We start from the raw sequence: 24,580 nt of genomic DNA on the forward strand, positions 1-24,580 counted from the left end.
TTTTACTTTTGCGCTGTAAAAACAATTCATTACATTGGTAAAACTGAATTATGAAAAGAGTTATTACTTCGCTATTCGTAGCTTTTATTACGCTTTCGGCGTTAGCTCAAGACCGTAAACTGACGGTTGCCGAAGCGGTTTTTCACGCGGTACAAGACCCTTCTTCTGAAATGGGATACCGCTTGCTCTCTCCTGAAACTTTGGATAATTTGCAGTGGATTGAGGGCACTGACCTGTATCTGTACAGCAAAGGTGATACGTATGAGATTTTCAACCCCAAAGGTGAAAAAGTGGGCGCTATTGGCAGTGAGCTCACAATGGGGTTTGAGTGGTTGCAAAGCTACTTGCGAAGCAGTGGTTCGTTACCTCCTATCACCTATATCGGTAAAGAGGAAATGGTTTTAAAAGTGGATAATACTTATTACCGTTACAATTACGAGCGCAAGAATGTGCTCAGTAGTATCACGCTACCCCAAGGGGCTGAAAACGCTGAATACAATCCTCTTACAAAATCGGTGGCATATACCTTAGATAATAATTTGTATTTGGCTACTGAAAAGAATGAAAAACAAGCGGTTACTGCTTTTACTGATGCGAATATTGTAGCGGGTAAATCGATTCACCGCAACGAATTTGGCATTCATAAAGGTATATTCTTTTCGCCTAAGGGCAATTATTTAGCTTTCTATCAGAAAGATGAAAGCAAGGTGGCTGATTACCCTTTGGTGGATATTACCACTACTCCTGCTACCTTAAAAGCGATTAAATACCCGATGGCAGGTCAGCCCAGCGAGCAGGCAGCAGTAGGGATTTACGATTTCCAAAGCGGGAAGGTTTCTTATTTAGACATCAACACTACCGATGAGCACTTTCTCACGAATTTGGCTTGGAGCCCTGATGAGCGATATATCCTTTTGGCGGAAATAAACAGAGCGCAGAACCACTTTGCCTTAAACCGTTACGACGCACGTACGGGCAAAAAGGTAAATACAATTTTTGAAGAGCGCAACGCTAAATGGGTAGAGCCCGAAAAGCCAGCTGTGTTCTTGCCTAATAACGCAAATGAGTTTTTATGGCTAAGCGAGCGCGATGGTTTTACAAATGTATACCATTATAATGTGAACGGTAAGCTCATTAAGCAAGTTAGCAATTTCCGTTGGGTAGTGCAAGATATTTTAGGTTTCGACGCACAAGGGAAATACGTATTTATCACCGGTACAGGTGCTGACCCACGTGAGCAACATTGCTTTAAGATAGAGCTCAAAAACCCTAAAAAGGTGAGTGCTCTTACTCCCGAAGCAGGAACTCATAACGTACAGCTGAGCAGTGACGGGAAATATCTTTTGGATAGCTATAGCAGTATCAGCGTTCCACAAAATATAGACCTTGTAAATACAGATAAAGGCAGTAGACAGCGTTTGCTTACGGCTAAGAATCCGCTGGAAGGTATTGCAGTAGGCACCACTGAGTTTGTAACGCTGAAAGCCGAAGACGGTACGCCTCTTTACGGTAAATTGCACAAACCTAAGACTTTTGACCCTAACAAAAAGTACCCTGTGCTGATTTATGTATATGGAGGACCACACGCTCAACAGGTGAAAAACGAATGGTTGGCAGATACTTACTTGTGGTTACACGCTTTTGTAGAAAACGAACAGTATATTGTGTTTACCTTAGACAACCGCGGTAGTGAAAACAGAGGTTTTGCTTTTGAGAGCGTAATCCACCGTCGTTTGGGAGAAATAGAGGTAAAAGACCAGCTTAAAGGGGTGGATTATTTGAAGTGTCTGCCTTATGTAGATGGGAATAGGATAGCAGTACACGGCTGGAGTTTTGGAGGATTTATGGCTTCGAGCTTGCTCACTCGTCACCCTGAAATATTCAGAACTGCTGTGGCAGGAGGGGCTGTAACCGATTGGAAGTATTACGAAGTGATGTATGGCGAGCGCTATATGGACACCCCACAGGAAAACCCAGAGGGTTACGAGAATAGCCGAGTGGGCAAATACCTTACGAACTTGAAGCGTCCACTACTATTTATTCACGGCAGTGTAGACGATGTAGTAGTGCCTCAGCACCTGATGAGTATTACACGTGAGTCTATCAAGAAAAACGACTTTATAGAGTTATTTATCTACCCGATGCACGCACACGGTGTACGGGGTACTGACCATATCAATCTTACAGAAAGAATTATTGATTATGTGAAGAAACACAATCAGTAGTTATCAGAGGATAAGCGAAGGGCTGTCGGCAATGCCGACAGCCCTTCGCTGTTTTTTTTATGCTCTTTAAGAGTTGGCTATAAGTCTTTCCAACGCCATTCCTCTTGAACCTTTGATGAGTATTAGGCTGTCTTGAAAAGAAAGCTTCTTAAAGACTTCTCGGAATTCCTCAAAGGTTTCATACTGCGGATAAGGCGCTTTAGTTTGTTTAAAATTCTTTCCGATGAGGTATACCCCTGCCCATTGGTGCTCTTTGAGTTTATCGACAATGCTTTGATGCTCCTGAGTAGCGTAATCGCCAAGCTCAAACATATCGCCGAGAATAAGCACTTTATTAGGGAAGCTGTTCATAGAAAGAAGATTGTCGATAGCAGCAGTCATACTGCTAGGATTGGCATTATAGGCGTCGAGCAAAACTGTATTACTACCCCATTGCAATAGCTGACTGCGATTGTTTTGAGGAATATAGCTCTCTATGCCTTTCTGAATAGCCTTTGTAGAGAGTTTGAAGTAACGCCCAAAAGCCACCGAAGCAGCAATATTAGTGAAGTTATAGCTTCCTACCAGATGAGAAGTTGCGACAGTGGGAGTATCAGTAAAGCCCTCTATATTGGCAGGGAATCCTTCTGTGGTGGTTTGTAGGGACGAGTCAGCAAACTGTATTTTCACGGGTTGAGTGCTGAGACATTGCGCAGAGACGTTTACCCCTTCGCCTACTCCAAAACTGTACACATTGTTATAGTTTTCCAAAAGTGCTTCGGTGATAGGATTATCGGCATTGGCAATAATGGTTTTATGGTGTGTTTTGAGGTAATCATAGAGCTCGCCTTTGGTTTTTATGACGCCTTCAAAAGAACCAAAGCCTTCTAAATGCGCTTTACCAATACTGGTAATATAGCCGTAGTCGGGTTCAGCAATAGAACATAAGAAGGCAATTTCACCGGGGTGATTGGCACCCATCTCCACAATAGCAATATCCGTTTCTGGTTTAATTGTGAGCAAAGTGAGAGGTACTCCTATATTGTTGTTTAGGTTGCCTTGTGTAGCTACTATGTTCAGTTGTTGTGATAATACCGACTTGATAAGCTCCTTTGTGGTGGTTTTTCCATTGCTACCGGTAATACCAATAACGAGTGTTTTTAGCTTCCTGCGGTGATAGGTAGCGAGCTGTTGGAGTGTAGTGAGGACATCGTCTACCAAAAGTGTTTTATCGGCGATGTGATAAGCAGGGTCATCAATAACTGCATAGCAGGCTCCTTTGGCAAGAGCTTCTTGAGCAAAGGTGTTGCCGTTAAACGAAGCTCCTTTTAAGGCAAAGTAAATACTATTAGGTGTTATATTGCGGGTATCAGTACTTACGCCCGCTGAATTTATATATCTTTGATAAAGCTCTTCTATCATAAACTATTAGTTCTTTTATAATGCAAAACTACAGCGTTTTTTTGAGTTAAACAAATTGTTTCTCTTACTTTCTGTAAAAAAAGAAAAGAGCCCTCTTGAAAAGTTCAAGAAGACTCTTTGCCTATGAAATATTTTATGGTTTTTATCCTTTAGGAGTTTTATGGTTCTTTTTAGCTTTTGAACCTACACGGCTCATAGCGTTGCGGAACCCTATATAATCAGTAGCGATGTACTGAGGTAAGAAACGACGTTGTGCTGGGTCAAGCCAATAAGCACGGTCTCTCCAAGAACCTCCTTTGTATACGCGTACTTCGTCGTCGATAAGTGAAGTACGGTCGTTAGAAGTATCATAGCCCTTACCGCTGATATCGCTACCTGGTCTTTTAGGACGAGGAGCATTGTACATTGAGTTTGTATACTCTGAACCTTCTGCCATCAAGTCATTTTGGTTACGATAGTTGCGTGTAGATGATTTATCACCATCGTGATAACTACGGTTATCGGAGTGTGTAAAGTTATAACGCAAATAGGTTTCGTTTGAGTCGATAGGAACAGTAGCAAGGTTACCTGGCAAATTACGAGCGATAATTTTACCGTTCATCAAAGTGTCATACTTCACATTCTCAGGAGTTACTACTATCTGTTTTCCGTCTTCACCAATAGCGTGTTTCATATACACGTTACCGCGGTAATAGTTGAAATCTGTTATTTCATCATCAACAATAGGACGATAAACATCAGCTACCCACTCGGCTACGTTACCTGCCATATCATATAAACCAAAGTCATTAGGTGGGTAAGTTTTAACTGCTACAGTAATATCACCTTTATCATCTGACCAACCTGCCAATCCGCCGTAGTCACCTTTACCTTGTTTAAAGTTAGCTAAGAGGTCTCCTCGAGTTCTGCGTTTGGTAGAACGAGTGTATTGGCTATCCCAAGGGTATTTCTTTCTACCTTGCAATGAGTTATATTCACGAATACCACCCAAAGATTTAGCAGCATATTCCCACTCTACTTCAGAAGGCAAACGATACTCAGGCAATAAAATACCGCTAGTTTGTTTAGCATAAGTTGCTTCTCCTTCTTTATTAGTTTTCTTACCTCCCATTTCACCAGCTATCTTACCTCCGTAAGTTTGTGATGGGGCGTTTAGGTAAGTATCGGTACTAAATGTGCTAGTAGCATCTACTTGGTAACGAGCATCTTTTGCAAGATAACCATCACGTTCCAAGATTGCCTCGTTCACACGGTCAGTACGCCAAGAACTAAACTGTACTGCTTGCACCCAGTTTACCCCTACTACAGGATACTCAGCATAAGCAGGGTGACGCAAGTAATTGCTAACCATTGCTTCATTAGCACTTAGAGGGCTTCTCCATACTAAGGTATCAGGAAGGGCACCTATATATATATTTCTATATTGCTCTTCATCTGGTGGGAACACACGTTTTAACCAATCGAGGTATTCCATATACATCTTGTTGGTTACCTCTGTTTCGTCCATATAAAAAGACTGTACGTGTTGTTGGGTAGGTGTGTTATTCCAGTCGTGCATTATGTCGTCTTCCACCTGCCCCATAGTGAAGGTACCTCCCTCAATGAGCACAAGACCAGGACCTGTCTCTTGGTCTTTAAAATCTGTATTGTATTGAAAACCACCTTCTTTCGCGTTGATTTTCCAACCTGTCGCACTCGATGTGTTCTTATCAGTCTTCTTGCCACAACCTGCGAGCAACAATCCTGCTAAGGCCATATAAACAGGTACTTTTAATAAATTTCTTTTCATAGTAAAAACACTTGTTAGCATAAAAATTCGGGCGCAAGATACTACTTTTTTTTAATGTAGTATCATCTTTTCTCAATTTTAACTATATATTAATATTCTATTTTTTGTGTATTTTTTATATATGTTTGATTTATAGTTTTATACACTCTATTTCCTCCTTCTCTTGTTTCTCATATTTCCTCTTCTCCCATCCTATTTTTTAACAATTCTTTAAGTATTTTGTTTATAACATTTGGTTCTTATCAGCTAAAAAAACCAATAACAACGACAAAAAGAAGGCTATAATAGGCGCTATCATCCACATCGCAAAGAATCGCTTTACTTGAGTCTTGCGAAAAATATTCTTATGTCCCATCTTCGCTACGCCTATTCCTAAGATAGCTGCTACATTCACTTGTACCAATGAGGTGGGTATTCCTTTTACAATCGAAGCCAGTAACAACAAGCTCCCCGATATAAATGCGATAATCACCGCTTCAAACTTCCCAAAAAGTATTATTTCCTTCCCTGTATTCTTCAGTATCTTATGTCCAAAAAGCGAAGCACCAATGCCAAAACACGGTGCTACCACCAAGGTAGCCAACATCAAGATAACAATATGGTCGCTCTCGCGAATGTGTAACTCATTAATCGTCATTGTATACAAAGGTCCCGTCGCATTAGCTACGTTGTTAGAGCCTATCGCAAACGATACATACAAAGCCATTATCACCAACGCCACATCCCAAATACGCTTCTTGTTCTCATTCTGCGCCCGCTGTATCGTCAGCCCTCGCCTGCGCATCGGCTGGTAAATGTATTTCCCTGCAAAATAACTCAGAAAATAAGCAATCACAGGCAATATAAACCACGCAGGTATAATCTCCAAAAAGAGCTTATTCGTGTCTAACTTCTCAAAATACAACGCTGGTGCCGCTAAGGCTAATACTGCTGCCTGACTGGTAGACTGCGGTATCCCGGAAATGTTCGAAATAAGCATCGTTACCGCTATCGAAAATAAGGCTATCGATACCACCGTAAAATCCAAATACTCCGAGGGTAATATGCCACTCCCCATTGTACCTGCCGTTTTCTTCCCTGCCAAAAACGCTCCTACAAACACCATTATCCCAAATAACCCCGGGATAACAGTCTTTCTAATCACATTAGCGCCATAGCTTGCCGAGAATGCAGGAGCCGTACCACTACCTCCCATCGTAATGGCTACTGCCATTGCAATGAGAAACGGAATAAGTAATTGGCTGTATATGGGTGTCATTCTTTATATCAGTTTTTCTCCGCAAAAGTATAAAATCTTTTTTAAATAACAATACTTTTTCTGCAAAAAAAAAGCCCGATATTACTATCGGACTTTTCCATTAACCAACCAAAACTTTAAATTATGAAAACTATTATTTGAAGTTTTACAATGAGCTACCACCCTCATTGCGTCGGCAAAGGTACGGCGTTTTTTTTAACTAACAAAATAATTCCAGAGTTTAACAAAACTTTAACGTATCTATAATGTCTTTATCACTGATTATCAGCGTTTAGTATCTTTCTTTTATTTCTTCTCCAATTTATTTATCTCCGCAAGTTCTGCCTCTGTAAGTTTCCTAAATGTATACTCATACGTTCCTTTATTATCGTCATCATCTTTATCTATAAATGAAATAACAAGCCTATTTCCTCTTACAAAAAAGTTCTCAGGAGTATCGTCTTTTTTAGTAATCGTACCATTAGAAGCAGTATAAGGCACCGCTCTGCCTTTTTCAAACTCGCAACGATTAGTATTACTATTGAAGCCAAAGTCATAATTAGTTACTGTATTGGCGGTATAAATATCTACTTGTTTATCTTCACAGGGTTCTTTTTCGATAGGTTGTCCATTAAAGGTAGCTTTTTCTATCTGCCACGCCCCTATGAGTGCTTTGGGGTCGGTAGTTTTTTCAGGAACTTTATACTCCATCGCTCTAAGGGCTGTCAATTCTTTTTTGCTGATTTTCTTATAGGTATATGAAAAAGAACGCATTTTTCCTTGTTCATCTAATCCAGTTCCGTTTATCTCAAATTTAGTTTCAGTCACAGTAAAAGTAACTGTCTTACCTTCACGTGTAATAGTTGTCCCCGATATAGTATAGGGTTTTATTTCTTGTTTTTTATAGGTACAATTATATTCGTCATACTTTCTAAAGATAAGCTCTTCTACCGTGCTTTCAGTAAAAATAACAGCATCTTTTAAAGAGCACTCCGAAAGCTCTAACTTCTCACCATCAAGAGTTGCCGATTCCATTTGCCACGCCCCTATCAGTTGTTTTTTGTAATCAGGAGCTTTATACTCCATCGCTCTAAGAGCTGTCAATTCTTTTTCGGTAATTCTTTTATAGGTAGTGGTAGAAGGCTTTTTGTTTCCTTGTACATCTGTATAGACTCCCTCTATCACAAGTTTACCCTCAGTAATGGTAAAAGTGGTGGTACCATCTTTGGTTGTAAAGGTGTTTCCCGAAAGAGTGTAAGTCAAAAGGTCTTGTTTCTCATAGGAGCAATTACCATTTCTCTTCTTAAACGAAAGACGTTCCATTGTCTTTTCAGTAAAAACAATCGTTTCTTTTAGTGTACATTCTGAAACCGCCTTCGGTTTCCCGTCTATGGTAGACGATTCCATTTGCCACGCTCCTATCAGTTCGGCAGTTTTCTGTGGAGGCTCAGGCGTTTTATCATCTTTGCTTCCGCAAGACGAAATCATTGTGGCAAGGGCAACAAATGCCCCAAATAAAAATTTCTTCATATGTGTTAGTATTTTTAGTTTGAGGGCGCAAAAGTACAAAATTATTTTATCTTCACCAAAAAATCGTCATAACACCCCACACTACCCCATTTTCTCATTTCCCAATTTGCTAATTCTCTAATTATCTCTTCTCCTTTCCGTCCCCACATTCCCCCCCTTTCCGTCGCTACATTCCCCCTCTCCTTGGGAGAGGGACGGGGTGAGGATTCCTCTTTCTTTCGCCTCGAAACCCTGTTTTTACCGTTTTTTGCATCGTTGTATTATATTATGAGTCAATTATTTATATACCCTTCCTATACCAATCGTCCAAGATTCGTATAAGCTTCCTATAAGCTCTCTATAAGCTACCCCCACTCTCCTTACACCCTTTTTTCACCAAAATCTCTCCCAACCTCCTTTTGGAAATCTCCGTTTCCTTCCGAATCCTCCAACCCTCCACATTTGCTAATTTCCTCATTTCCAAATTTTCTAATTTCCCTCTCTTGTGCGGCTCGCACCTTTGGCAAAGTTGATTAGTGGTATTATTGGTATTATTGGCATTTCTGGCATTTCTGGCGTTTATCCCATTTCCTCATTTTCCGCTCATCGCTTTTGCGTCGCCATTCCTACTGCCTATGGTCTAAGGTCTCAAACCTAAAAATCTAAAATAATTTTGTCAATTCAATAAAAGATTGTAATTTTGCTTGTCTAAAAATATATTTTGATAATACAAACGCTTATATGACCATTACCTTAGCCTCACTGAAAATAGGACAAACCGCTGTCATTGCAGGATTTACCCCTGAAAGCCGACAAGAAGTAAGGCAACGATTGCTCGACTTAGGTTTCGTACGCGGGTCAAAAATCAAGATAGAGAACGTCAGTCCCTTATCCGACCCCGTTGCGTATAGCATTCACAACACCCAAATCGCCCTCCGCAAAACTGATGCCCTCTGTGTGCTGATTCAGGTGGCAGAGGATAGGGGTTAGGTGTCAGGAGTGCTACACTTTCCCAAAGTTTTTGCCTGTGCGGCTCGCACCTTTGGCAAAGTTGATAATCCTTGTAAATAAGAAAAAATAAATATAAACAAATCAAACAAACGTTCGGCTTTATACTACAACTATGAAAAACACTTGCGATACTTGTGCCCTCAACCCCTCCGCTTCCCTAAAACCCTTAGGCGAAGAGGCAGGCACTTATAACTATACCATTGCCCTCGCAGGGAATCCTAATACCGGCAAAAGCACCGTCTTCAACGCTCTTACCGGCTTGCGCCAACACACCGGCAACTGGCCTGGTAAAACCGTAACACGTGCCGAAGGCAGTTTCTCATTCCATAAGGAACGATACCGCATCATCGACCTACCTGGCACCTACTCTCTGCTTTCTACTTCCGAAGACGAAGAAGTAGCACGCGACTTTATTCTCTTTGGCAAACCCGATGTAACAGTCATCGTAGTAGATGCAAGTCGTTTAGAACGCAACCTCAGCTTGGCACTTCAAATACTCGAAATCACCGATAAAGCAGTGCTTTGTCTCAACCTGATGGACGAGGCGCGCCGGCATCACATCAATATCGATACGCGCACCCTTTCACGCGATTTGGGCATTCCCGTAGTGGCAACATCTGCACGTACCAAAGAAGGTATCGCCGATTTGCTCTTTGCTATCGAAGAAGTGGTAAGTGGTAAATTCCAAACGAAGAAACAAACCTTTATCGACCTTCCTAAGCAAAATGCCGAAGCCATTGCTGAGTTACAGAAGGCACTTTCTGAACTAAATCCCGATTTACCGAATACACGTTGGCTCTCAATGCGACTCATCGAAGGTGATGAGAGCGTACAAAAAGGTATAGAAGAAGGAGCTTTTTCTGCTGAAAATAATCCCGAAAGGCAGGCGCGTATCTTGCGTATTGCCGAAGAATATCATCATCTCTTAGGCGATACGTACCGCAACGATTTGGTAGAAGCAATCTACGCCCAAGCTACTGCCCTTACCAATGCCTCCGTCAGTACCGATTTTACTGCGCGCTCTTTCCGTATCGACCGCGCAATAGATAAAATCGTAACACATAAAATTTGGGGTTTCCCTATTATGTTTCTGCTCTTGGCAGGTGTGCTGTGGATTACCATTATCGGGGCTAACTACCCTTCGCAATGGCTCTCCGATTTATTTGTAGGGTGGCTCTATCCGCTCCTGAAAAATGGAGCGAATGTCTTGCATTTCCCTTGGTGGCTTAGCGGTTTCCTTATCGATGGAGTGTACTTGGCTACGGTATGGGTCATTTCAGTGATGTTACCCCCAATGGCTATATTCTTTCCGCTGTTCACCCTCCTCGAAGACTTTGGCTACCTGCCTCGTGTGGCTTTTAATCTCGATAAGCTCTTTCGCACAGCAGGCGCTCACGGCAAGCAAGCCCTTACAATGAGTATGGGCTTTGGTTGTAATGCCGCAGGAGTGGTAGCAACACGTATTATCAACAGTCCGCGTGAAAAACTCATTGCTATTATCACCAATAACTTTTCGCTCTGCAACGGTCGTTGGCCTACCCAAATACTCATCGCTACATTGTTCATCGGGGCTTTAGTGCCCAAGCAGTGGAGCGATACAGTAGCAATGCTTGCTGTCATAGGCATAGCCGTGTTGGGTATTGTCTTTTCATTCTTCACCTCGTGGCTATTGAGCAAGACACTTCTCAAAGGCGAATCGTCGTTCTTTGTATTAGAGTTGCCTCCTTATCGTCCACCGCGCTTCTTCCAAACGCTCTACACATCGCTTATCGATAGAACCCTTATCGTACTCTGGCGCGCTGTTGTATTTGCTGCGCCTGCGGGAGCAGTAATATGGCTAATATGCAATCTCCAAATAGCTCACCAGCCCATTGCTCTCTGGCTCATTCAAGGGTTAAACCCCATAGGCGTGTTTATAGGCTTAAACGGCGTAATTCTGCTTGCCTATATCGTTGCCATTCCAGCCAACGAAATCGTCATTCCCACCGTGCTGATGCTCACCACTATGGTCTTAGGGCAAACAGCAGTAGGCGAGGGGGCAGGCGTACTAATGGAAGCCTCAACCTCTCAAGTAGGTACCTTGCTACACGCTGGGGGTTGGACGCTCCTCACCGCCGTGAACCTAATGCTCTTCAGCTTGTTACATAATCCTTGTAGTACTACTATCTATACGATATACAAAGAAACCCATAGCAAGAAATGGACGCTCATTGCTACACTCTTGCCCGTACTATATGGCATAGTAGTGTGTTTTTTGGTGGCAAAACTGTGGTAATAACCCAAAACATTTGCTTTTTTAGTTAAAACAGGCTATCTTTGCACAGATATTTTAATAAGCAATGATATGAAACGCTTTCTTTTGCTCTTTACACTCCTAACTGCTACAACTTATGCACAACTCTCTTCTTACACCTATAAGCAAGAACTGAAAGGTGTAAAGGGGAACGCTTGGCATAAACTCATTTTACCCGACCATACCTTTGCACAATTTCAAAGTTATGGCACAGACCTCCGTATTTATGGCGTATCGGCTACTGATACTATCGAAGTCCCTTATACAGTAATCGACACTAATAATATCGTAAAGCACAAGGTCAATTTCTCAGTAATAAACAGTAAAGAAACCAAATGCAGTTACATAAACTTCAGTCTGCCTCAGGCTCTTCGCATCTGTAAGATACGCGTTGTCCCTCAAGCCTCTTATGATTATTACAGGAAGCTAAATCTCGCTACTTCTGTTACCGAATCGTATGCGCAAAAGCGTTGTGATAGTTATTGTTCTTACGATTTAAGAGAAGCGCCTCTTAGTTCTAAAACCAATAATACCTTCTCCTTTGATGATATTCTTGTGAAATACGGACAAATAATAATAGAAAACGGAGATAACGAACCTCTTCCTATTAGCGAAGTCGTAGTATATGCAATACGTTATACCTTAGCAGCTCGTTTTTTAGACCCTAATCGCACCTATTATTTAGCTTATGGCAAAGAAGATGATTACACCCCCGAATATGATATAGAGCACTTCATAACCGATATCCCCAAACAACTCACCGAATTGCAATATGGCGAAGTCCTCAAACAACCCAAAACAGAAAGCGCTTCTGTAAAAGCATCTTCCACTCCTGCCGAAAAATCTCATCAGCAACTCCTTTGGTGGGTAATGGGAGTGATTGTACTACTTATTTTTATATTTTCAGCAAAGATGATGAAGAAATAATAAGAACTCCAAGCAAATAGTTTTGCGGTGAGGAAAGTTGGTGTGACTCAATATGTGCAAGCTCTCGAAAAGCTCAATGAAATCACAGACAACAAAATGATTGAAGGAAGTTAACTAACCTACCCTTCCTTAAAAAAGAATTTATTTGTCTTATCAATAAATCTTGTTGTATTTGCACTGCTGGTTTATATCATTTCTAATGCCCTTATAAAAGTAATAAGTATCCAGCCTAATAGATAAATCCTAGATATATTTTATAAATAAGAAGGAATTTAAGAAAGTTTGTGCTTTATCAAAGAATGTTCTAGACATAAAAGAGAAAAGAAAAAACAGATTTTTTTTGTAGTTTTGCATCGTCTTAAAACTAAAAACATTTAACCAATGGAATGCCCAGCTTGTAATACACATATTGGTTTTAAAACTTTTTGTACCTCTACAAAAGGAACTATAACTTGTCCTTCCTGTAAAAGGATATACCAACAAAAAGCTCTCTTTAAAAAGAAAGAAATCAAGCCTATTATTTGCTTTTTATTTGTTTTCTTATCAGGAGTACTCCCCTTTGAGATAGGAAGACGCTTTTTCCCGATTGATACAGTGTTTGTCGTATCGGTAGGTATATTATTTACAACGATGATTATAGGGGCTATTTTTATATACAACCATACAGAGTTATATTAAATATTATAATTAACATAAAAAATAAAGTAAAATTAAACTTAGGGTTATTGGTTTTCTTCCTTTTCCTCTCTTTTGTGGAAATAGATGTTAAAGACAGTAATGTCTGGTTAGGTATTGGTTATGTATGCCCTAAATAATGAATAATAAACCATAGAATTGTATTGTACAAAGAAATTAGAATTGCCAATGATAGGATTTGAAGTTATCATTAATAAAAAATCTCTTGTAGGAGGAATTCAAGATGGAGTTATCTCTGTTATTATAGAACGGTTAGCTTTAGATGACCGAAATTATTTAGCTATTAATTTTGGAGGATACGATAAAGAGACTGACAGCCATACAGTTTGGTTAGATGAGGAATTACCTATAAACAATACCATTACTGTAAAAGTTATAGAACTTACTAGTAATGAAATTGCGACTTCTCTTCAAAATAGAGCTAATAGAGAAAACTTTGTCAAAGTTCCTTCAAACATAGGTCTTGAAGTGATAGTTGGAGAAGAGGTGCTTTCTGCTCATATAAGGAAAGGAAGTATTCATTTGATTGCTACGTTGCTAAATGATAAAGACAAGTGTGAAATATTTGTAGATTTTGTAGCTACCGAGTGTATGGATAGTGAAGACAAACCTAAAAAATATTGGTATAAAAAAGCCTTACAATTAGGCGATAGCGTTACCATTGAAGCAAAGGAAATTACTAAAATGACCATATAAAATCTAAATTAAATAACTTTCTCACTATTCCTCATTCGTCATTCGTAATTATTTATTACCTTTGCCCCCTAAACAAATAATAGGTAACACGTAATTAGGTAACAAATGCTGTTACCTCTTACCTCTTACCTCTTACCTAAATCAAATGGATCAAAGAAAAAAAGAAGAGGCACTACATTATCACGAGTTTCCACAACCTGGTAAAATCGCTATTGTGCCTACCAAAAAACATTCTACACAACACGACCTCGCGTTGGCTTACTCTCCTGGAGTAGCCGAACCTTGCTTGGCAATTGCCGAAGATAAAAGCAACGCCTATAAGTATACTGCCAAGAGCAACCTCGTAGCCGTAATTTCCAACGGTACTGCCGTGCTCGGTTTAGGCGATATAGGTGCTGAAGCCTCTAAACCTGTAATGGAAGGAAAGGGTTTGCTCTTCAAAATCTTTGCAGGTATCGATGTGTTCGACATCGAAGTAGATGCTACCGATGTCGATAAGTTCGTAGAAACCGTAAAAGCTATTGCTCCTACCTTCGGGGGTATCAACCTCGAAGATATCAAAGCACCTGAGGCTTTCGAGATTGAACGTCGCCTAAAAGAGGAATTGGATATCCCTGTAATGCACGACGACCAGCACGGTACAGCTATCATCTCGGCAGCAGCTCTTGTCAATGCCTTAGAAATAGTAGGTAAGGATATTGCCAAAGCGCAGATAGTAGTAAATGGCGCAGGAGCCGCTGCTATTTCTTGTACACGCTTGTACGTGGCTTTGGGTGCCAACCCTAAGAACATCGTAATGTGCGACAGTAAGGGTGTGATTCGTAAAGACGCTCCTAACCTCACCGAACAAAAAGCCGAATTTGCTACCGACCGCAACCTTCGCACTCTCGAAGAAGCGGTAAAAGGTTCTGATGTGTTCATCGGTCTTTCTAAGGGAGATGTACTCACCCCCGAGATGTTGCTCTCTATGAATAAGGACGCTATTGTATTTGCAATGGCAAACCCTATTCCTGAAATCGATTACGATTTGGCTATCCAAACCCGCAAAGATATCATTATGGCAACAGGTCGCTCCGACTTCCCTAACCAAGTGAACAACGTGCTCGGTTTCCCTTATATCTTCCGCGGAGCGTTGGACGTTCGCGCTACTAAAATCAACGAAGAGATGAAACTCGCTGCGGTACATGCTATCGCCGATCTTGCCAAGAAAACTGTACCTCAGCAAGTAAGTTTGGTATACGGAGGTGAAAATCTTGCCTTTGGTCGTAACTATATTATTCCTAAACCGTTCGACCCTCGTTTGATATACGAAGTACCGCCCGCTATTGCCAAAGCCGCTATGGAATCAGGTGTAGCACAAAAACCTATTACTAACTGGGAAGCCTATAAAGGCGAACTAATGGACAGGATTGGTGTAGGTAGCAAAGAAATACGCCTATTGCAAGACCGTGCCAAACGAAATCCTAAACGCGTAGTATTTGCTGAAGCCGACCAAATAGAAGTGCTTAAAGCTGCTCAACGCATTTATGAAGATGGTATCGGTATTCCTGTGCTTTTGGGTAATAAAGAAGTGATAAAAGCGCTCAAATACGAAATAGGTTTCACCGGTCGTGTAGATGTAATCGACCCCAAAAGTGATGCCGAAAAAGCACGTCGTGAGAAGTTTGTAAAGCATTATTGGAAACTGCGCGAACGCCGTGGTATCACCTACGAAGTAGCCGAACGCCTAATGCGCGAGCGCAATTACTTTAGTACGATGCTCGTAGAAACCGGTCAAGCCGATGCAATGATTACTGGTTACTCTCACGCTTATCCTAATGCGATTCGTCCGGCACTCGAAATCATTAAAAAGGACGAAGGTGTAGAGCGTATCGCTGCCACCAGCATTATGCTCACCAAACAGGGGCCTTTATTCCTTTCAGATGCTACTATCAATATCGACCCTACTGCCGAAGAGTTGGCTAACATCGCCTTGCTTACCGCACGTGCCGTGAAGTTCTTCGGCTTAAAACCTTCGGTAGCGATGTTGTCGTATTCTAACTTTGGTTCGGCAGTATCCGAAAGTAGCCTGAAAGTGCGTCAGGCAGTAGCTTACCTCCACAAGCACCACCCCGATTTAGTAGTCGATGGTGAAATCCAAGCCGATTTTGCTCTCAATCCTGAGAAGATTGCTAAGACCTATCCGTTCTCTAAGCTCAACAAGGGCAAAGGGGCTAATGTACTCATCTTCCCTAACCTCGAAGCGGCGAATATCAGTTACAAGCTCCTCAAAGAAACCCAACACTTAGACACCATAGGCCCTGTGATTTTAGGTCTTTCTAAACCTATTCACATCACCACTATCGGTTCTACTGTCGACGAAATGGTAAATCTCGCTACCCTTGCAATAATTGACGCTCAACAAAAATAGTACGAGTCGCACAGACAATTAGTGCAAAGTTATATAAACAATAAAAAAATATTGTTTTCATATTATAAAAAAGGCTGTTCAATATTATTGAACAGCCTTTTTTATACAGCATCTATTTACAATTGCTTCCCGTTACTGTTCCGTGAAATTACTCAGCTTTAGCTGAGTAATCCGTGAAACGATAATGTTTTACAAAAAAATCATCTCTGCTAAATTCGTGTAATCCGTGCAATCCGTGCGAGATTTCCAGAAAGTTTGCTATCTATTTGTCCGATTTGTAAAGATTTGTAAGATTTCTGTAGCGTAAGTCACACTTCTCTTACATCAAACCTACGTTACTCCAAAGTATAGTAGCAAAGCCCCCTATTTTCTTCATAAACTCAATTAATCTTCAATTGTAATTTATTGTAGAGCCACTGTAGAGCCACTGTAGAGCCACTGTAGAGCCACTAAAAACCCACTGTAGTTCCGTTTAAAGTTTATTTAAAGTCCGTCAGAGGTCTCACAGAGCAATTGCGCAAAATTATCAACTATAACTCAGTTCGATATGTACAAAGCGAATTAAGAGTTGAAGAAAAATAGTATATTGTTTTATTAAGAGTTATGTTCTTCGTGTATGATAAGCATCGCTACTTCCCCCTTTGAAGGAAGTCAGCGAGCTGGCGTAGCTGAGTATGTGAATAGGGAGGAACGTTTATAATCGGCTAACATAGATGTAACCACACACAAGGTGTATTTCGCAAAATGTAAACAACTACCGTTGATTTTCAACCTCTAATGTTCATAGCGTAATTATTTTTACTTTAACCTAAAAATAATTTTTAATTTATTTTTGTAGTATCTAAAAATATACTACCTTTGCCCTAAAATAATGATATTAGTAATATATGAAAACTTTTTTATTAGCTATCTCTTTAGCTTTTAGTATTTTGAGTTTCTCTCAGGAAGGTACTATCAAAGGTACTATCACGGCGGAGGGGCAGCCCTTAGAAGCCGTAACTGTCCAACTCGAAGGTAAAACCTTCAAAAAATGGACAACCTCCGACCGCAATGGTCAGTATTCTCTTTCCTTACCCGCTGGCGAATATAGGCTAAAAGTGCGTTCGTTGGGGTATATTCCTTATAACGATAAAGTGGTTATCACAGAAGAAGAGACCCTCTCTCAAGATGTCTCTCTCAAAGAAGATGTAGTCGGAATGGAAGAAGTGGTCGTAACAGCTACCAAAACCAAAGAAAACCGTAAGGACGCACCTGTACTGGTGAGTGTTACTACCAATCGCGAACTAGCAAACGTCAAAGCTCATACCTTGATGGAAGGTCTGGTATTCCAACCGGGTTTGCGCACCGAAGTAAACTGTCAGAACTGTGGTACTTCCCAAGTGCGCATCAATGGGTTAGAGGGTGCTTATTCCCAAATCCTCATCGATAGCCGTCCTATCTTTGGCTCGCTCAATGGTGTGTATGGCTTAGACCAAATCCCTGCCAATATGATTGAGCGCATAGAGGTAATCCGTGGAGGTGGCTCAGCGCTTTTTGGCTCTAATGCCATTGCCGGAACTATCAACGTGATTACTAAAAACCCTACCAAAAACGAGGCACAAGCAGGTATTGTGGGCAACCTCATAGGCGGTAAATCAGCCGATGTGGTGAGTGCTTTCAACGGTTCTCTCGTGAGCGAGAACTATATGCGCGGTATCTCTTTCCACGCTATGCAACGCACACGTCAGTCTTACGACGATAATGGCGATGATTTTACCGAAATCACTCGTTTGCGCAACCTCAATGCAGGAGCAAAACTCTTTAACGATTTCACCGACCGTCATAAGCTCACCGCCGAACTGAACGTGAGCAACGAAAACCGTCGCGGAGGTAATAAACTCGACGAACCCGAACACCTTGCTGACCTTGCCGAGAGCATTCGCACGCAAATGTTAGGGGGTAATGCAAGTTTCGACTACTTTTCTCCTGCTTATAACCATAAGTTCACCGCCTATACCAGTGCCGAACGCACTCGCGCCGATAACTATTACGGCAGCTTCGATGGCACCGATATAGTAGCCTCTTCTGGCAACTATGGCGTTACTAAAGAAAACATATGGTTACTCGGCGGACAGCATACGGCTTATTTGCCTACGGGCAACGGCAATTTGCAATGGACGTCAGGCGCCGAATATCAATACGACAAGATAGCCGAAAAGCGTCAGAATCCTAATGTGCTTGCCGTAAACCAAAAAGCGAATACATTTGGTCTCTTCACTCAAGCCGATTGGCGTATCTCTCCCAAAATCAAAGTGCTCGGGGGTGTCCGATTCGACAATGTCAATTCCGATATAATGAAGAAAAGTGTTACAGCGCTCAACCCTCGTGCGAGCGTGCTCTACAATATCGATGAGAATTTCATTGCTCGGGGTTCGTATTCAAGAGGATTTAGAGCGCCTTTCTTCTATTCAGAAGATGTACACAGCGAATTGCAAGGAGGTGAAGCACGACGCGTAAAACTCGCCGATAATCTTAAAAAAGAGACCTCCGATAGCTTTACCGCTTCTTTTGAGTATAACCACGCTCACGACAACCACCAATTTGTAGCGATGATTGAAGGGTTTTATACAGCTTTGCACGATCGTTTTACTTATGAAGATGCAGGTTTAGAAAACGGATTGCCTATCCGTGAGAAACGCAATTCCGATGGTGCCGTAGTGAAGGGAGTAAATATAGAAGTGAAATATAGTCCCAATCCCAAATTTATGGTACAACTCGCCACCACTATCCAAAGTTCTAAATACAATAGTGTGCAAAACCCCGAAGAAAACGTCTATACTGATGAAATTCTCCGCACGCCAAGTGTGTATGGCAACCTGATGGCAACCTATAAACCACGCCCTAATTGGGATATCAACTTTGTAACCGTATATACAGGAAGTATGAAAACCACTCACTTAAAAGGCTATATTCCTGATACGCGTTTGGAGACCACTCCCGCAATGTGGGACGTAGGTGTGAACACCGCTTATGAATTTAAATTCCCGAGCTTCTTCCCCTTAGAAGTAAGTTGTGGTATCAAAAACCTCTTCAACCAATATCAAAAAGATTTCGACAAAGGTGCTGAACGCGACGCCGATTACATCTATGGTCCTTCGCTACCTCGCACCGTGTTTGTAGGTTTGAAAGTAAAGATTTAGTATTCGTTATCAACCTTACCAAATTTTCTAAAAGCGTGTCGTGCTACGACCTTTGCCAAAGTTTCACACTTTGCCAAAGTTAAATAAACTGATGAATAGTTATATTTATATCGTTTTTGTAGGGGCATTTTGCAAACACTCTTCTAAGATACAAAAAAGCGACTCAAAAAGGAGTCGCTTTTTCATTATTTGTATATTGGAAACTTTGTTACAAATATTAGTAATTCAACTGATAAGTAGTAGTCATATCACTGTTATAACTAATATCAATACCAATATTATCTATTACTTGTGTTCCATTTTTAGTTTTAAGTTTGAAAGTGTGGCGAGCTACTTTATTCACTGTTAAGTCGATAGTTTTACCATTCTTATCTTTCTCTACTTTTATAGGGATAATAATATCAAACACTTTTTCATCGTCTTTATCACTTACCAATCGATACTCTCTGCTTTTCTCAGTACCATTTTGAATGTTAGTAATAAGTGTGTTTAATTTTGTTAAATAATCAGCATCAGTAAAATAACCAAGACCTGTATTACTACCAGCTCTTGCATTTCGGGTTTCGTTAATAGTCTTTACAAAACCATCGTTGTCAAAAGTATAAGTATAGTTACAGATATAATTTAACGGAGCTTCCTCTTTTGTTAAAACCACTTGTTTTAGCAAGTTCTTAGGAGCTACCCCCTGTATCCAACCTATTTGAAAATTAAAATACTGCATATAGCTACTCACAGCATCCCCTTCAAAGTTGTACATCAAAAACTTATTTTTGTTCAACTCATTGCCGTAGCTAAGCTTACTCCCATAAGTAATGACTTTACCATTTCTATTTTTCTTCTCAATGATTTTGGTCAAATTATCATTGGTCCACTCAAAAACACCTACATCGTTAACATTTGCTAAACGTTGTTTGCTGTCGTATGTCCCTAAAGCCAATACATTCCCTGCTGCATTAAGCCCCCATTCTACGGTTTCTATAACCCCTGTATCTTCGTTAGGTACTGTAATTTTTACAGAGGTAGCCTTATAATCAAATGTTTTTACGATATCATTCTCTCCCTCTTCTTTGGTAGTAATCTTTTTGATTCTCCCTTGATTGTCATACTCATACAGAAAACGAACCATTTTCAATACAAACTCTTGTCTATTGAGAGTAGGTTGTAAAACACTTGAAATAGACGGAGCTGGGTCATTACCATTGTAATCTCTGTTTTTAACTTCAATAAAGTTAGAAACAATCTCCTTTACTTTTTTAGCAGGTAAATAGTTGTTTTGAGTGGTAGGGGTAGTAGTACCATTACCATTACCGCCATTGCCATTACCGCCATTAGGAGGAGTATCATCGTCTTTACTGCCACAGCCTACAAGCATTGCTATTGCTGCGATACTGAATAAAATTTTTTTCATTGAATGTAATATTTTATGAATTTAGATGCAAAAGTAATAATAAATTGTTAATCAGCAAATTTTATTCATTAGTAGTTAGTTGTTAGAAATGAGGACAGCTGAGGGTAGCGAGGAAGTCAATGAGAGCTCATAGCCGAGAATCAAAAAAGCGACTCATTTTTGAGTCGCTTTTTTTATAAAAATAGTATAGCTATTCTTCCCTACTTTCAAAGCACTCCGCAATACCTCAGCTCCTTTATAAGGAGCGATTTTTTTCGCCTCGAAACCTCGTTTTTGGCATTTTTAGCCTTGTTGTATTATGGTATGAATCAACTATTTACATACCCCTTCTATACCAATCGTCCAAGATTCGTATAAGCTTCCTATAAGCTCTCTATAAGCTACCCCCACCCTCCTTACAGCCTTTTTTCACCAAAATCTCTCTCAACTACCTTTTGAATTTCTCCGTTTCTTTCCGCTTCCTTAGATGTGTCACTTTTAGGAGTACACACTTTGCCAAAGTTTCAAACTTTGGCAAAGTTAATCTCTTCCGCTGTTTTACAAGGCGTAGCCTTGATTTTGTTTAAAATTTGTTTAATTTCTGAGGCACAGCCTCATTTCTCTAACTTAACTTCGTACCCCATTTTCTAATTCTCTCATTTTCTAATTTTCTAATTTTTCCCCGTCTGTATGGCTCGCACTTAGTATTGTTCCAAAAGATATTTAATAAGGTCAGTGGTTGTAACCAATCCCACTAACTTGCCATTATCTACCACCGGTATAGAGTGAAAACTTTGGTCGGCTAGTATTTCAGCCACTTCTTTAATCGAGGTATCAGCGCTCACCGTAAGAGGTGTTTTAGCCATAATTTGCGGAATAGTATACATATCATACACCACCGAAGTAACCTCCTCTTCGCCATCAGTCATATCAGCAAAACTAATGCGCAAAAGGTCAGAATAGCTTACGATACCTATAAGCTTATCTCCTTCCACCACAGGAATATGGCGAATATTATGCTTCTTAAACAGTCGCTCAGCCTCATAAAGCGATTGAGTAGGAGTAAGAGTTACTAACTCCTTACTCATAATTTGTGATACAGGTACTCTTTGTTTCATAATATATACGTTTTTAAAATGAATAATTCCGTTTTGTAGTTAAATTACCCTACAAAGGTAGTTATAAAAGAGATATAAAGCAAAGTGTTTAACAAATATTTAACGTTCTAACATACCTTAACTCCCGAGCTTTCACAGGTTATTTTAACTCAAACTGATGTTGTGTCGGTCTAATCTTTCTTCGTCTTACCTTTGGGAGTATATAAAATAGAAAAAGCCGTTCAGACATCTCTGAACGGCTCTTTCGTTTCTAGTTAGTGAAAGAAATAATAATAATTTTACTTGTCAATAGACCCTACTACACGCTTCATAAAGCTGTTAAGGGCGTCTTTCTGTGGAGTACCTTGTTTAATCATATTGTCTACCTCGATAGCTCCGTAGAAGTTCGAGAGCAATTCGCCTATTACGTCCAGCTCCTCATCTTTGAGTTGCTCACATTCTATGAGATTTTCGAGCGTTTCTACTGTCTCATTTACGTAATCTTGGTCGTTTGTCTCAATAAATTGAACGATGTGTTTAATTACCGGTAATCTCATCTATAAATAGCTTTAAGAGTTCGGCTTTATTCGTTTGTATTTGGTTCACCAAAGTACCGTTTTTAAAAGCAGCGAAGGTAGGCAAATTATCTACTTTGGCTAATTTGCGCGACTCTGCGAAAGCTTCTGCATCTACATAAATAAAAGTAGCATTAGGAGTTTCGCTGGCATACTTTTTAAACTTTGGTTTCATTATCTTGCAATTACCACACCATCCTGCGCCGTATTGTACGAATACAAGAGGGTTAGAGGCTATTATTTCTTGCAAGTTATCTTGGGTAAGTTCTGTCATTATAAAAATAAAATAGTGATGAGTTTTTTAGTGTGTGATTTTCTCATTCTCATCCCCCCTCTCGCAAAGAGAAGAGGGGGAGAATGAGTTCCTTACAATGATCAAGTTATCTATAAGAGTGTTGTTTACTTTTTAGTGAGAAGCCAAGTAGCTGGCTACTCCTTTGCGGTCGGCGTGCATAGCCTCTTTACCTTCTTCCCAGTTAGCAGGGCATACTTCACCGTGTTGTTGTACGTGAGTATAAGCATCTACCAAACGCAGATATTCTTTTACATTGCGTCCTAATGGCATATCGTTAATACTTTCGTGAAATACTTTTCCCGTTTCATCGATAAGATAAGTAGCACGGAAAGTTACATCATCACCTTCAAGAAGATAAGCATCAGCTGTTTCGTCGTAAATTTCACGAGAGTCGAGAATACCTAAAATACGAGCGAGGTTGCGGTTGCTATCAGCAAGGATAGGGTAAGTTACGCCTTCTATACCTCCATTGTTTTTAGGAGTATTGAGCCAAGCAAAGTGTACTTCGGGAGTATCGCAAGAAGCACCTATTACTTTCACATTGCGTTTCTCAAACTCAGCCAAAGCTTCTTGGAAAGCGTGAAGCTCAGTAGGGCATACAAAGGTAAAATCTTTAGGATACCAGAAAAGGAGAACTTTCTTTTTGTTGTTCACTGCTTCTGAAAGCACGTTTATTTTGAATGTATCCCCAAGGTCGCTCATAGCATTCACTTCGATATTGGGGAATTGTTTTCCTACAAATGACATATAATATTGTGTTTTGTTTTACGGGTGCAAAAGTAGGGTGTTTTTGTATAGGAAGAAACGTTTTTTTATTGAAAGATTTTATATGAAGATAAATAATAATTATGCAAGAAAGTTCTTTTATTTCTTCTTGCGTAATTCTCGCCAAATATATACTATTTGTACTATTATTAAAAAGCTGTTAGGCAGTATCACTGGAATACTATTGATTAAGAAACCGTAAACAACAAAGAGAGCACACCCCACCAAATTAGTAAGGCGTATATACACAAGGTTATCTTTAATCAAAAAGCTGAGCACCACAAATAGTGAAGCAGCATAACCAATAATATCAATCATTATTTTTTGCGTTTAAGTCGGGTTTGACGTCTGAACCAAAACATTGCCAAGGCTCCCAAAGCAAAGGCGATGTACAAATACCACTGAGTGCGGTCAACAGTGCCCCACAAGTTATAAACTTCATAGGCACAGTAAAGAGCGATTGCCAAATAGGCATATTCAAAAAATATACGTGCGTTCATATTATTTTATATTGTTATTCTTCTTCGTTATCTTCAATAGCTAAGATACCTGTAGTTTTATGCGCTTTTACAGTCGAAAATTTCTTGTCGAAATCCATACCTATACCATTAGTAACAGTACCTTTAGTTTCATCGGTAAAACTAAATTCTCTATCGGTAAAAATCCAATCTTCTTTTTGGTCCCAAAAGAGCTGAGATGTTTTTAGCTTCTTACCGTCATAAGTAGTGAGTACTACATTGTCGCGCAGTTCTACCATATCGGAGCTCGGATAGATAATGCCGTAGTTAGCTTCTACGATATTTTTATGTCGTGCTTGGTCGTAAAACTCTACTTTCACCCCTTCTGGGAATTCAGAGTACGGCATACGCTGATTGGTAAAATCTTTATTTAATTTACTGGTAACAACAGCAACCACCTTAGTAGAATCGGTGTATACGAGTTTAAAATCAAAGGCTTCTCCTTGCGGGAATTTCTTTTGAATGCTCAGCTGTTGGAGATTGCGCATATCGTTATTACACGAAAAAAGCATTGCCATACTCATTAGTACGGCAATACTTTTCGTAATATCTAAAATCAATACCTTCATA

20 protein-coding genes are annotated in these 24,580 nt (G+C 40.2%); 7 read left to right on the forward strand and 13 right to left on the reverse strand.

The annotated features are described in order from the left end of the window. Window positions 1-50: 50 nt before the first annotated feature. Window positions 51-2,225, forward strand: coding sequence for a S9 family peptidase (locus tag COCH_RS03825; protein ID WP_015782007.1), 2,175 nt, complete (start codon window positions 51-53; stop codon window positions 2,223-2,225). A gap of 66 nt (window positions 2,226-2,291) precedes the next feature. Here COCH_RS03825 and COCH_RS03830 read toward each other — a convergent pair whose 3' ends face one another. The 4 genes from COCH_RS03830 to COCH_RS03845 all read right to left on the reverse strand — a co-directional run bounded on the left by COCH_RS03830 (window position 2,292) and on the right by COCH_RS03845 (window position 8,182). Next, window positions 2,292-3,626 (reverse strand): UDP-N-acetylmuramoyl-tripeptide--D-alanyl-D-alanine ligase, encoded by a 1,335-nt coding sequence (locus tag COCH_RS03830; protein ID WP_015782008.1) that lies wholly within the window; start codon window positions 3,624-3,626, stop codon window positions 2,292-2,294. A 142-nt stretch (window positions 3,627-3,768) separates the two neighbouring features. Then, entirely contained in the window at window positions 3,769-5,415 is a 1,647-nt protein-coding gene (gene gldJ, locus COCH_RS03835) for a gliding motility lipoprotein GldJ (protein ID WP_015782009.1), read from the reverse strand. A gap of 223 nt (window positions 5,416-5,638) precedes the next feature. Then, window positions 5,639-6,673, reverse strand: coding sequence for an inorganic phosphate transporter (locus tag COCH_RS03840; protein ID WP_015782010.1), 1,035 nt, complete (start codon window positions 6,671-6,673; stop codon window positions 5,639-5,641). Window positions 6,674-6,958: 285 nt separating this feature from the next. Then, a complete protein-coding gene (locus COCH_RS03845) occupies window positions 6,959-8,182 on the reverse strand; it encodes a lipocalin-like domain-containing protein (RefSeq protein ID WP_015782011.1) in 1,224 nt (407 codons plus the stop codon). Window positions 8,183-8,902: 720 nt separating this feature from the next. Between COCH_RS03845 and COCH_RS03850 the strand changes: the two genes are divergently transcribed. The 3 genes from COCH_RS03850 (at window position 8,903) to COCH_RS03860 (ending at window position 12,392) form a co-directional block, all read left to right on the forward strand. Further along, the gene (locus COCH_RS03850; RefSeq protein ID WP_015782013.1) at window positions 8,903-9,151 is read left to right on the forward strand and encodes a FeoA family protein; all 249 of its coding nucleotides are present in this window, start codon (window positions 8,903-8,905) and stop codon (window positions 9,149-9,151) included. 133 nt (window positions 9,152-9,284) lie between these two features. After that, entirely contained in the window at window positions 9,285-11,447 is a 2,163-nt protein-coding gene (feoB, locus tag COCH_RS03855; protein ID WP_015782014.1) for a ferrous iron transport protein B, read from the forward strand. Between the two features lie 69 nt (window positions 11,448-11,516). Next, the gene (locus COCH_RS03860) at window positions 11,517-12,392 is read left to right on the forward strand and encodes a hypothetical protein (RefSeq protein ID WP_015782015.1); all 876 of its coding nucleotides are present in this window, start codon (window positions 11,517-11,519) and stop codon (window positions 12,390-12,392) included. Between the two features lie 374 nt (window positions 12,393-12,766). Here the strand turns inward: COCH_RS03860 and COCH_RS11915 are convergent, their stop codons facing one another. Beyond that, window positions 12,767-13,051 carry a hypothetical protein gene (locus COCH_RS11915; RefSeq protein ID WP_143713215.1) on the reverse strand — a complete coding sequence of 95 codons (285 nt, stop codon included), beginning with the start codon at window positions 13,049-13,051 and terminating at the stop codon, window positions 12,767-12,769. A 205-nt stretch (window positions 13,052-13,256) separates the two neighbouring features. On the opposite strand from COCH_RS11915, the gene COCH_RS03870 reads away from it, so the two are divergent. The 3 genes from COCH_RS03870 to COCH_RS03880 all read left to right on the forward strand — a co-directional run bounded on the left by COCH_RS03870 (window position 13,257) and on the right by COCH_RS03880 (window position 19,373). After that, entirely contained in the window at window positions 13,257-13,784 is a 528-nt protein-coding gene (locus COCH_RS03870) for a hypothetical protein (RefSeq protein WP_015782017.1), read from the forward strand. Window positions 13,785-13,929: 145 nt separating this feature from the next. Beyond that, window positions 13,930-16,194, forward strand: coding sequence for an NADP-dependent malic enzyme (locus COCH_RS03875; protein WP_015782018.1), 2,265 nt, complete (start codon window positions 13,930-13,932; stop codon window positions 16,192-16,194). Between the two features lie 887 nt (window positions 16,195-17,081). Further along, the gene (locus COCH_RS03880; protein WP_015782019.1) at window positions 17,082-19,373 is read left to right on the forward strand and encodes a TonB-dependent receptor; all 2,292 of its coding nucleotides are present in this window, start codon (window positions 17,082-17,084) and stop codon (window positions 19,371-19,373) included. Window positions 19,374-19,590: 217 nt separating this feature from the next. On the opposite strand, the gene COCH_RS03885 is transcribed toward COCH_RS03880, so the two are convergent. The 8 genes from COCH_RS03885 to lptC all read right to left on the reverse strand — a co-directional run bounded on the left by COCH_RS03885 (window position 19,591) and on the right by lptC (window position 24,579). Continuing rightward, entirely contained in the window at window positions 19,591-20,781 is a 1,191-nt protein-coding gene (locus tag COCH_RS03885) for a DUF4595 domain-containing protein (RefSeq protein WP_015782020.1), read from the reverse strand. A gap of 680 nt (window positions 20,782-21,461) precedes the next feature. Continuing rightward, window positions 21,462-21,878 carry a CBS domain-containing protein gene (locus tag COCH_RS03890; RefSeq protein WP_009417089.1) on the reverse strand — a complete coding sequence of 139 codons (417 nt, stop codon included), beginning with the start codon at window positions 21,876-21,878 and terminating at the stop codon, window positions 21,462-21,464. Window positions 21,879-22,156: 278 nt separating this feature from the next. Beyond that, window positions 22,157-22,414 (reverse strand): DUF6952 family protein, encoded by a 258-nt coding sequence (locus COCH_RS03895; protein ID WP_002674192.1) that lies wholly within the window; start codon window positions 22,412-22,414, stop codon window positions 22,157-22,159. Next, complete coding sequence (locus COCH_RS03900; protein ID WP_009409976.1) at window positions 22,395-22,706, reverse strand: thioredoxin family protein; 312 nt, start codon at window positions 22,704-22,706, stop codon at window positions 22,395-22,397. Before COCH_RS03900 ends, COCH_RS03895 begins: the two co-directional genes overlap by 20 nt. 132 nt (window positions 22,707-22,838) lie before the next feature. Further along, window positions 22,839-23,474, reverse strand: a complete 636-nt coding sequence (locus COCH_RS03905) for a peroxiredoxin (protein ID WP_002674187.1) — start codon at window positions 23,472-23,474, stop codon at window positions 22,839-22,841. Window positions 23,475-23,591: 117 nt separating this feature from the next. Further along, a complete protein-coding gene (locus COCH_RS03910; protein WP_015782021.1) occupies window positions 23,592-23,810 on the reverse strand; it encodes a SemiSWEET family transporter in 219 nt (72 codons plus the stop codon). Beyond that, window positions 23,810-23,992: a hypothetical protein gene (locus COCH_RS11355; RefSeq protein ID WP_015782022.1), complete on the reverse strand. Its 183-nt coding sequence runs from the start codon at window positions 23,990-23,992 to the stop codon at window positions 23,810-23,812. The genes COCH_RS03910 and COCH_RS11355 overlap by 1 nt, the downstream gene beginning before the upstream one ends. 14 nt (window positions 23,993-24,006) lie before the next feature. Next, window positions 24,007-24,579 carry an LPS export ABC transporter periplasmic protein LptC gene (gene lptC, locus COCH_RS03915; RefSeq protein WP_015782023.1) on the reverse strand — a complete coding sequence of 191 codons (573 nt, stop codon included), beginning with the start codon at window positions 24,577-24,579 and terminating at the stop codon, window positions 24,007-24,009. Window position 24,580: the final 1 nt, after the last annotated feature.

Origin of the sequence: Capnocytophaga ochracea DSM 7271, from assembly GCF_000023285.1 — a bacterium.
Taxonomy (GTDB): Bacteria; Bacteroidota; Bacteroidia; order Flavobacteriales; family Flavobacteriaceae; genus Capnocytophaga; species Capnocytophaga ochracea.